Genomic DNA, 10,944 nt, shown 5'->3' on the forward strand with positions numbered 1-10,944 from the left:
TATAGTTAAAAAGAGATCCGGAAAAAGGATGAATAAAGCACCATTCAGAATGCTGATGCACCCAACACAATCGTCACATTTTGATTATTTTCAATTATGGGCAACTTATCCGGAACTCAGATTATATGTATGTTTGATTAAATAAATTATAGTAGAGATATTATCTTTTTATATTTTTACCATTCATAAAAAATCGTGTAATGAAAAACAAAATCTGTATTCTGTTGTGTTTCATAAATGTATTAATGATCAATCCGGTATTATCCCAAGACGGATATTCATCTGTTTATACTGTACAACCTGAAGATCCGTTGGCCGTATATTTCACTGCCGACCGGTTCGATGTGGTCAACGACGGTTCCCGGGATGTTTCCGAAGCATTGCAGGAAGCCATTAATCAGGTGCAGGAAACGGTCAGGTATGGAGTTTTGTTTATTCCGGAAGGCACTTACCGGATCAGCCGAACGATCCATGTATGGAAAGGCATTCGTCTGATCGGTTATGGGAAAAAACGTCCGGTGTTTCTTTTGTCCGGAAATACACCCGGGTTCCAGGATGGAAGAGGAAAATATATGTTCCATTTTTGTAGCGACCGGTCCCGGCAGGGACGCCCGGTACAAGATGCCAATGCCGGTACATTCTACAGCGGCATGCGGAACATCAATATACGCATCGAACGCGGGAATCCTGCAGCTGTTGCTGTACGGTTCCATGTTGCCCAGCATTGTTTCCTTTCCCATATGGATTTCGAAATGAACGATGGAAATGTAGGAGTCGAGGATACCGGGAACGAGATCGAATACTGTCGTTTCTTCGGGGGTGATTATGGGATCAACACGACCAAAACTTCTCCCGGATGGCAGGCGCTCGTGATCGATTCTTATTTTGAAAAACAGAAAAAGGCGGCCATCAGGACCCAGGAAGCAGGATTGATGCTTATCCGCAATCATTTCCGGAAACTCCCCGGCGTTGTCAGTATTAACGAAGGATATCCCGAAGAATTATGGATTTCGGATTCCCGTTTTGAAGACGTAACCGGACCGGCTGTGGTTATCAGCAATGAATACAACGCCAGGACACAGATCAATCTGGAGAATATCGTATGCCTTAAAGTTCCCGAACTGATACAGATGCGGACAAGCAGGAAAAAGATAGCTCTCCCGCACAAACAATATTTGGTAAAGGAATTTACCCATGGATTAGTATACGAAAATCCTGCCGACCGACCTGTAATGAAAACCATACAGGATATTATCGCTTTGAAAAGCCTTCCTTCACCGGTACCTTCGGATGTTCCCCTATTGCCCGGAACGGAGACCTGGGTGAACCTGAAAACACTGGGAGCCAAAGGTGATGGGAAGAGCGACGATACGGATATTCTGGAACAGGCTATTGCCAACCACCGTACCATATACCTTCCCGGTGGCCATTACCGGGTTACCCGGCCTATTGTGCTGAAAGAGCATACCATCCTGATCGGAATGCATCCGTCCATTACACAGATCATGATCCGCGACAGTACCGAGGCGTATCAGGGAGTGGGATCGCCGCTGCCCTTGCTGGAAACGCCTAAGGGAGGTACCAACATCGTTACCGGCATCGGGCTGAATACTTCCGGCGTAAATCCGCGGGCAGTAGCCGCCAAATGGATGGCCGGTCCCCGATCGATGATGAATGATGTCCGGTTTACAGGCGGACATGGTACCTATACGCTGAGCGGCAGGCATATTCCCGAATACAACGACAACCGCACCGCCGACGGAATTCCTTACCGGACATGGGACAGCCAGTACTGGAGCCTGTGGATCACCGAGGGTGGCGGGGGGACATTCAAAGATATCTGGACACCCAGTCCTTATGCGTCGGCAGGTATGTATATTTCCAATACCTCCACAGAAGGCCGTTTGTATTACATGTCGAGCGAACATCATGTACGTTATGAGGTGGTGCTGTATAATGTTTCCAACTGGAAATTTTTCGGATTACAGCTGGAAGAAGAAAGCGGGGAAGGACCGTATTGTCTGCCGGTAGATATCCGCAACTCCGAAAACCTGCTGTTTGTGAATACCTTTCTATACCGGGTAAGCCGGGTTACCACTCCTTATCCGTATGCTGTCCGGGTAGAGAATTCAAAAAACCTGACTTTCAAAGGACTGCACAACTACAGCTGGACCAAATATGTTTTTGAAAATACCCTGTATGACTGGACATCCGATACACAAGTCCGTGCCCGGGAGATCGCACTATTAAAAATTTCCGGGAATACTTCTGTTCAGACAACAGCCGGTAACGAAAAAGTGGTGTCTCCGGGTGAAAAAATCAAAAGGCTGGCCGGGGGATTTTCCTATATTGACGGTATTACATCGGATTCCAAAGGGAATGTGTATTTTGTAGATTCGGAGTGGCAGCATATTTATCGTTGGGGAACGGACCATCGTTTATCATTGATCAGTGATATGCCCATTCGTCCGGTATCGCTGGCTTGCGATAAAAATGACCATCTGCTGATAGTAACGCGTTTTATCCGGCAACCTTCGATAAATACGCGGGGAGAGATCGGCGTGGTCGGTTTTGATCCCGCTCATCCGACAGCTACCATGTACATGTATACTTTGAAGGAAGTACCGTTTGACGGTCACACAAAGGGAAAAAACATATTTTACCAGACAACCCGCCACAGGAATGAGAACAACCTGCCTGCCGCATTCATGAGAAAGGTCAATACCGGATTTATTTCAAGGGACGGGGTAACCATTATACCCAATACCAACGATATCGGACAGACCTACTCGCTTAAGCCGGCGATTCCAGGCCAACCGTTTTATGTAAGTACCGGGCCTGGGTTAAGAACATACCGTTTTTCGGTCAGTGCCGACGGGACATTGTCCGACCCGCATTTATTTTCCGAAAACGGAGCATTTGACTGTACCTTCGATACGGAAGGAAATGTGTATATTCCCGCCGATCATGTGATGGTATACAACCGTGACGGAAACCTGATCGATGAAATTGAAGTACCTGAAAGACCCTCTACGGTAATGTTTGGCGGGAAAGACAGGGATATTCTTTTTATTTGTGCAGGTACATCCTTGTATTCGGTAAAATTGAAAAATAAGGGCCTATAGGTTTGTTGGTTTTCTTATTTGAGTGGGGTTAGTTTATTCCAATATTATGATGTTTTTCTTGATATCCATTCCTTTAATCCTAAAATGCCAGGTGGCGCTTCATGATGCCACTCATTTCCAAAAGTCTTATCCAGATATTTGAATATTTCCTGATTATATTTGATCAGGACCGGAAGAGGCGCTGAAAAATGTTGTTCCTTCTTTTGTATCAGTTCCTTTTCAAATAACAGGTAACCTATCTGATATTTTTTCCAGAATTGATCAGCAAAAAATTTTTCTTTATTGCCGGCATTGGTACAGGCAAATAACGTAGCATGACCGGTTTTTATCTCTTTTTTAGCGGTTCTGACTGAATATTTTTCCTGATCATACCATAAGGGAAGAATGATCTTTAATGATTCGACAGGAGCATTCTTTATAAAAATGGTCGTATCAAATGAAAAACAACCAACACAGGAAAAGTTCAGCTGGTATTTTCCCGGTTTTAAATGATCGATTCTAAAAAAGCCTCCGGAATCAGCCATGTGTCCTTTTCCGTTTTCCCCTTTGATCCGTATATATGCATCTACAGGCGATATAGCCGGTATATAGCTCCCATCTACAGATGATATCATTTCATATTCGTTGATATATACTTTTCCTGCGATAAAATAGTCCTGATCAAATGCCAAAAGACACTGATTTATAAATGATAATAATATGATCGCAGGTAAAATGATTTTCATACTTACTCATCTTTTTGATTGTTGACTTTCCTGATTTATGAACTTTTAACTTACTACTTTTCAAAATTATTCCTCTATGAAAAACAATTTCGCCATTAATAAAGTTCACATAATGACAGATTAACCCATTTAATGTTGCCTGGTAGTTTTTCTAAATGTAAGAGTAATCATTAAGTAACAGACAAACAATTACCACAAATTCCTTTTATGATGATTTCACATTCTTCCCCTTTGAATCCATCCGGTAAATGATAGGTAATGGCAGGAACATCTTTAAGGCAAGTAACAGAACGGCATTTTTTACAAAAAAAGTGACTATGGTCTTTAGTATGTGGAGAAGTTTCATTTAACGCATATTTCACCGTTTTGTTATCGACGTTTATCCGGTGTATCAGGTCTGCTTCCAATAAAGTCTGAACAGTACGGTAAAAAGTAATACGGTCGTATAAATCCCCCATCTCCTGTTTAATATCATCCTCTGTCAGCGTTACAGCCTTCTTTTGCAGTATATTGATCAGCATGATCCGTTGGGCTGTCTTCTTGAGTCCCTTGCTCCTGAGTAATTCTATGGCATTCATATTTTATCATAAAGGATTATGACAAAGATAGTAAAAAACAAAATAAAATAAATTTTCTCAATTTCATTAAATGAAACAGTGTTGCATTTAATGAAATCTATATATTTGCAGTTTCTTTTATATTCATTTTGATGAAAAGAAACAGCGCAAAAAAAAATATTTTGTCTTGTTTATTGACGGTATTATGTTTTATGGTTCCAATGATACTTGTTAAAGCGCAGGACACGGATTCTATCGCTACCATAGAACTGGAAAGTGTAACAGTGAACTCTGTTTCTTATGAAATGGCTGGCAAACGTAACTCGGCCATACCGGTAGAAGTAGCAGGAAAAGATTTTCTGAACAGGCATTTCACAGGAAATCTGATACAGGCACTAGAATATATCCCGGGAGTACGTTCCATGGACATAGGATCCGGAGTCTCTAAACCGATGATCCGGGGAATGGGATTCAACCGCATATCTGTCACGGAAAACGGCATTAAACAGGAAGGGCAGCAATGGGGAAGCGACCATGGATTGGAAATGGATGCATTCAATATAGAACAGGTAACCATTCGTAAAGGCCCTTCATCATTGATCTACGGTAGCGATGCGATGGGAGGTGTTATTGAGATAACACAAATTACGCCTCCATCGAACAACCAGGTATTCGGTGAAGTGGCTCTACTTGGAAAAAGCGTAAACAGCACCCTGGGAGGTTCACTCTTACTGGGCATTAAGAAAAACGCATGGTATACTAAAATGCGTTATTCCCAACAACATTTCGGAGATTATAAAATCCCTACTGATACCATTGTTTATCTGACACAAAAGATCCCTATATACGACCGGATACTAAAAAATACGGCAGGTTTTGAAAGAAATATACATCTATATTCGGAATACCGTAAAGGGAAATATTTTGCCCATTATATCATAAGCGATAACTATCAGAAAACCGGATTCTTTCCCGGTGCACATGGCATTCCGGATATTTCTGCTACCCAGGATGATGGTGACCGCCGTAATATAGGGATGCCGTACAGCAAGGTCAATCATCTTAAAATCGTTACCAGGCAACAGTACATGTGGAACAAACTGGTAGGTTCATGGGACATAGGATATCAGTATAACCACCGGGAAGAATGGAGTAAATTTCACACCCACTACGCAAATCAGGCTCCACCGGAAAATGATCCCGACAGGGAATTACTTTTTTCTTTGCAGACATACAGCTCTTCTATCAAGGTGAAGACCACCACCAGTACAATCTGGGAACACAGTACAGGATGGGATGTACAATACCAGCAAAACCGGATTGACGGCTACTCATTTCTCTTACCCCGGTATGACCGTTTCACGACAGGATGGTACGGATATACCGCCTGGCGGCCTTCAACACGTTTTTTTCTTAACGGGGGAATCCGTTATGATTACGGGTCCATCGATATTTCACCTTACACCGATCCATACCTTACGACCTACCTTCAGGAAATGGGATATAATGACGAATTGATCGCATCCTATAAATGGCGCAGTTATCCTGTAAAACGGAATTTCGGGGATTTCTCCGGATCATTGGGTATGGTATGGAATATCCGGACACACCATCTGTTAAAAGGGAATATCGGGCATAGCTTTCGCCTCCCCGGAGCCAATGAATTGGCATCCAATGGTGTTCACCACGGAACATTCAGGCATGAACAGGGTAATCACACCCTCAATTCCGAAAAAGGATGGCAACTGGACATTTCATATTTGTATGAAGATAAAAACATATCATTATCCGTCAATCCGTTCATAAGCCGGTTCAGTAACTATATTTACCTGAATCCGGCCGGTGAATGGTCGATACTTCCCCACGCAGGGCAAATTTACCGCTATACCGGGGTTAAGGCGGTTTTTGCAGGCGCAGAATGGTCATTCAGTATAGGTATCTTTTCACACCTGAATTATTCTTTCACAGGAGAATATGTATACACCTATAACCTCGACGAACATACAGCACTGAGCTTCTCTCCTCCCCTATCTACGCGCCACACGATTACATTTACGGGAAAAATATTCCGGCTGTATACAGAATGGCAGTATATCGGTTGCCAGAATAGGGTGGCAAAAAACGAAAGTACGACTCCGGGAGCTCATTTATTTAACCTTGGAGGTAGCCTCAACATTCCTCTGGGTAAAACATGCATAGATATACAGCTATCATTACGTAACATGCTTGATACCAAATACTACAATCATTTAAGTTTTTACAGGAAAGTTGAAATCCCGGAACCGGGACGAAACATTCAATTATTGATCAAAATACCATTTAAATTTCAAATAAAATGAAAACAAATATCCTGATAGTGTTTTTTACGGTGATCTTTTCATCCATGCTGCTGATTGCTTGTAACGATGATGATGGAGACACGACTCCACCCGTTATTGACCTTATTGCACCCGGAGAAGGTGCTGCATTTGAAATAGGTGATGAGCACGGAGTTCATCTCGATATGGAATTATCCGACAACGAAATGTTACAGTCTTATCAGGTAGAGATACACAGTAATTTTAATGGACACCAACACAGCACGACTGCAAAATCAGAAGAAGGAACTAAGGCATTCTTCTTCAAAAATTCATGGGATATATCCGGAAAAAAGAATGTCAAAATCCATCACCATGAAATCATTATCCCTGCAAATGCAACCCCCGGTAACTATCACCTGATGGTTTACTGCACTGATGTTGCAGGAAATGAATCATATGTGGCCCGGAATATTGTGTTAAGTTCCGAAGAACAGGCTCACGAACACTCATACCAATGAAGTAACAAATAGGTAAAATATTTCCGGAAAAGCAGGTGCAAAAAGCAAATCTTCGGTAAGAATTAACGATCTGATTAAATGGGCCAAATCAGAATTGTTTTTCTATTCCGTCAACCACCTCTTTACTGATCGGGTTGACGCGGGAAGGATAAAATTCCTGTAAATTCCCCTGTTCGTCTATCAGGTATTTACCGAAATTCCATTTGGGTTCTTTGGTATTCCAGCCGTTTTTCTCTTTATCGGTTAGCCATTGAAAAACGGTGTTCTTATTCTTTCCTTTTACATCCGATTTTTCCATCATCAAAAATGTGACGCCATAATTGCTCTGGCAAAACTGGGCAATGGCCTCATTAGAATCCAATTCCTGATTCCCAAAATTATCCGAGGGAAAACCGATCACTACCAGCTTACCGGCATACTTCTCGGAAAGTACCTGCAAGTCGGCATATTGTTTGGTAAAACCGCATTTAGACGCTGTATTGACAATCAGCACTTTCTTACCTTTAAACTGTGAAAAGTCAATTTCTCGGCCATCCAGTGAAGTAAAATTCAACTGGTAAAAATCCGTTTTTGATTTTTTATCCTGGGCATTACCCATAAATGGTATAATCATCGAAAGAATCAAAAGGACAGATATACAGGGTATTTTCATTTTATTCATTATTACAAAATTTTATTCCAGATTTTTTATATCTACAAATATATAAAAGTTATCATTCCGGGTAACTTATAACAATAATCAAAGGCAAATAAATCGACATTCTATACCAAGATTGAGATCCAGCCAGACAAATAAAAACAGGATTCATTATTTATCGTTCATCATTCATTTTCTATTATTCATTGAAATCATTATTTTTGTTGCTATCAACTTTAAACCAATAATTATTTATGAAATCACCAAAGGTATATCTGGTAATTTTTGCGTCCCTGTTCTGGCTGGGGCTTACCGCACAAACTGTCGATAAAATCACAGATCCTGTTGAATGGGTCAACCCTTTAATGGGAACACAGTCAAAGTTTTCCCTGTCTAACGGGAATACCTACCCTGCCATTGCTGTACCATGGGGGATGAACTTCTGGATGCCGCAGACCGGCAATATGGGTAACGGATGGGCTTATACCTATGATGCGGATAAAATCCGTGGCTTCAAACAAACCCACCAGCCCAGCCCATGGATCAATGACTATGGCCAATTTGCCATCATGCCGGTTACCGGGAAACCCATGTTTGATGAAAATGAACGGGCCAGCTGGTTTTCACACAAGGCCGAAATCGTCAAGCCATATTATTACAGTGTATATCTGGCTGACCACGATGTAGTAACGGAGATTGCACCCACTGAAAGGGCCGCCCTGTTCCGGTTCACATTCCCCGAAAACGAACATTCATATGTCACTATCGATGCTTTTGATAAAGGATCATATGTCAAGATCATCCCTTCCGAAAACAAAATCATCGGATACACCACCAAGAACAGCGGCGGTGTACCTGAAAATTTCAAAAACTACTTTGTAGTGGTTTTCGACAAACCTTTTACCTACCGGTCTGTCTTCGGCAATAAAGAACTAAAGGACGGACAACTTGAAGAACAGGCCGACCACACAGGTGCCATTATTGGTTTTAGAACAAAAAAAGGGGAAAAAGTACATGCCCGCGTAGCATCATCGTTCATCAGCCATGAACAGGCCGAACTGAACCTGAAAGAGTTGGGGGCCGATTCGTTCGATCAGGTCAAGTCAAAAGCCAAGGCAGCCTGGAACAAAATACTGGGAAGTATTGTTGTCGAGGGAGGAACAGTCGACCAGACCCGCACCTTTTATTCCTGTTTCTATCGTTCGGTGCTGTTTCCCCGTATGCTGTATGAGATCGATGCACAGGGAAAAGTCATGCACTACAGTCCGTACAACGGAAAAGTACTTCCGGGATACATGTTTACCGATACCGGATTCTGGGATACCTTCCGTTGCTTATTTCCCTTCCTGAACCTGGTTTACCCTTCCATGAATACAAAGATGCAGGAAGGATTGCTGAATACATATCTGGAAAGCGGATTCCTCCCTGAATGGGCCAGTCCGGGACATCGGGGATGTATGGTCGGAAATAACTCCGCTTCGGTGGTAGCTGACGCCTACCTGAAAGGATTGCGTGGATATGACATCGAAAAGTTGTTCGAAGGATTAGTCCATGGCGCCAACAATGTACATCCCAAAGTATCTTCGACCGGCCGCCTGGGACATGAATATTATAACAGGCTGGGATATGTACCCTATAATGTAAAAATCAATGAGAGCGCAGCACGTACACTGGAATATGCCTATGATGACTGGTGTATTTATCAATTAGGTAAAAAACTGAACCGGCCTGCATCAGAAATCGAAGTATTTGCCCAACGCAGTCAAAACTACCGCAACCTGTTCGACAAAGAAACCAATTTAATGCGTGGAAAAAACGAAGACGGTACCTTCCAGTCACCGTTCAATCCGTTAAAATGGGGTGATGCCTTCACCGAAGGTAACAGCTGGCATTATACCTGGTCGGTTTTCCACGATGTACAGGGGTTAATCGACCTGATGGGCGGCCAACAAACCTTTAACCGGATGCTTGATTCGGTATTCAATGTACCGCCGTTGTTCGATGAAAGTTACTATGGTGCAGTAATTCACGAAATACGGGAAATGCAGATCATGAATATGGGAAACTATGCACATGGCAACCAGCCCATCCAGCACATGATTTACCTGTACAATTATTCGGGTGAACCATGGAAAGCCCAGTATTGGTTGCGTGAGGTGATGGACCGCTTGTACTGGCCAACCCCCGACGGATATTGCGGAGATGAGGATAACGGACAGACATCGGCCTGGTATGTTTTCTCAGCCCTCGGCTTTTACCCGGTATGTCCCGGAAGTGATGAATATGTGATGGGATCACCTTTATTCAAAAAAGCGACCATTAATCTGGAAAACGGAAAGAAAATCGTGATCGACGCACCTAAAAACAATGCTGAAACCCGCTATATAAAAGGCGTGAAGTACAACGGAAAAGCATATACCAAAAACTGGTTAAGTTATGAATCGTTGATAAAAGGTGCCGAAATCAATTTTGATATGTCTGTATCCCCTAATAAACAAAGGGGTATTAAAAAAGATGATTTTCCTTACTCTTTTTCGAATGAAAAGAAATAGTTTTTTCTTATCTTTGTAAAATCGACAAAGGGGTTGGAAAGGTGAGAAACCCACTGAAACCGTGCTTTTAAGTACATTCAGTGGGTTTTCCATATCTCCTGATCCCATAACCATGGCCCAAATATGAAACACACACGTCCTCTTATCCTGATCAGCAACGACGATGGCTATCGTGCCGGTGGATTAAAAGCACTGATTGAAGCTGCACGTCCTTACGGGGATTTGCTGGTGGTGGCACCGATGGAAGGACAATCTGGAATGTCACACGCCATTACGGTAAAAGTACCGATACGAATTGAGAAACAGACAGAAGAAAAGGGTTGTACCATATATTCCTGTAATGGAACACCTTCCGATTGTGTAAAAATAGCCCTTAACAAACTGATCGATCGTCATCCGGATATGTTACTTTCCGGAATCAATCATGGTTCTAATTCCTCTGCCAGTGTTCTTTATTCAGGAACTATGGCTGCCGCAATGGAGGGGTGCATGTATAATATTCCCGGTATCGGTTTTTCCCTGCTGGACCA

At 42.5% G+C, this 10,944-nt stretch carries 8 protein-coding genes; 5 read left to right on the forward strand and 3 right to left on the reverse strand.

Features of this window, described 5'->3' with window-relative positions:
• The first annotated feature begins 200 nt into the window (after window positions 1-200).
• Window positions 201-3,125, forward strand: coding sequence for an SMP-30/gluconolactonase/LRE family protein (locus LBQ60_11245; protein MDR2038486.1), 2,925 nt, complete (start codon window positions 201-203; stop codon window positions 3,123-3,125).
• 44 nt (window positions 3,126-3,169) lie between these two features.
• On the opposite strand, the gene LBQ60_11250 is transcribed toward LBQ60_11245, so the two are convergent.
• Together LBQ60_11250 and LBQ60_11255 are read right to left on the reverse strand one after the other, a co-directional pair.
• Window positions 3,170-3,850 (reverse strand): carboxypeptidase-like regulatory domain-containing protein, encoded by a 681-nt coding sequence (locus LBQ60_11250; protein MDR2038487.1) that lies wholly within the window; start codon window positions 3,848-3,850, stop codon window positions 3,170-3,172.
• Between the two features lie 170 nt (window positions 3,851-4,020).
• Entirely contained in the window at window positions 4,021-4,428 is a 408-nt protein-coding gene (locus tag LBQ60_11255) for a transcriptional repressor (protein MDR2038488.1), read from the reverse strand.
• A 191-nt stretch (window positions 4,429-4,619) separates the two neighbouring features.
• On the opposite strand from LBQ60_11255, the gene LBQ60_11260 reads away from it, so the two are divergent.
• Together LBQ60_11260 and LBQ60_11265 are read left to right on the forward strand one after the other, a co-directional pair.
• Entirely contained in the window at window positions 4,620-6,746 is a 2,127-nt protein-coding gene (locus LBQ60_11260) for a TonB-dependent receptor (protein MDR2038489.1), read from the forward strand.
• Window positions 6,743-7,225: a DUF4625 domain-containing protein gene (locus LBQ60_11265; GenBank protein MDR2038490.1), complete on the forward strand. Its 483-nt coding sequence runs from the start codon at window positions 6,743-6,745 to the stop codon at window positions 7,223-7,225. Before LBQ60_11260 ends, LBQ60_11265 begins: the two co-directional genes overlap by 4 nt.
• Window positions 7,226-7,313: 88 nt before the next feature.
• Here the strand turns inward: LBQ60_11265 and LBQ60_11270 are convergent, their stop codons facing one another.
• Window positions 7,314-7,886, reverse strand: a complete 573-nt coding sequence (locus tag LBQ60_11270; protein MDR2038491.1) for a glutathione peroxidase — start codon at window positions 7,884-7,886, stop codon at window positions 7,314-7,316.
• 230 nt (window positions 7,887-8,116) lie between these two features.
• On the opposite strand from LBQ60_11270, the gene LBQ60_11275 reads away from it, so the two are divergent.
• The gene (locus LBQ60_11275) at window positions 8,117-10,414 is read left to right on the forward strand and encodes a GH92 family glycosyl hydrolase (protein ID MDR2038492.1); all 2,298 of its coding nucleotides are present in this window, start codon (window positions 8,117-8,119) and stop codon (window positions 10,412-10,414) included.
• 123 nt (window positions 10,415-10,537) lie between these two features.
• The coding region (surE, locus tag LBQ60_11280) for a 5'/3'-nucleotidase SurE (protein MDR2038493.1) at window positions 10,538-10,944 on the forward strand (407 nt) is incomplete at its 3' end.

The sequence above is a fragment of the Bacteroidales bacterium genome, assembly GCA_031275285.1.
Lineage (GTDB): Bacteria > Bacteroidota > Bacteroidia > Bacteroidales > UBA4181 > JAIRLS01.

Excerpts from the sequence above, each read along its gene's own strand:
- LBQ60_11245 (MDR2038486.1), top strand. The coding sequence starts at position 201 with ATGAAAAACAAAATCTGTATTCTGTTGTGTTTCATAAATGTATTAATG.
- LBQ60_11250 (MDR2038487.1), bottom strand. The coding sequence starts at position 3,850 with ATGAAAATCATTTTACCTGCGATCATATTATTATCATTTATAAATCAG.
- LBQ60_11255 (MDR2038488.1), bottom strand. The coding sequence starts at position 4,428 with ATGAATGCCATAGAATTACTCAGGAGCAAGGGACTCAAGAAGACAGCC.
- LBQ60_11260 (MDR2038489.1), top strand. The coding sequence starts at position 4,620 with ATGGTTCCAATGATACTTGTTAAAGCGCAGGACACGGATTCTATCGCT.
- LBQ60_11265 (MDR2038490.1), top strand. The coding sequence starts at position 6,743 with ATGAAAACAAATATCCTGATAGTGTTTTTTACGGTGATCTTTTCATCC.
- LBQ60_11270 (MDR2038491.1), bottom strand. The coding sequence starts at position 7,886 with ATGAATAAAATGAAAATACCCTGTATATCTGTCCTTTTGATTCTTTCG.
- LBQ60_11275 (MDR2038492.1), top strand. The coding sequence starts at position 8,117 with ATGAAATCACCAAAGGTATATCTGGTAATTTTTGCGTCCCTGTTCTGG.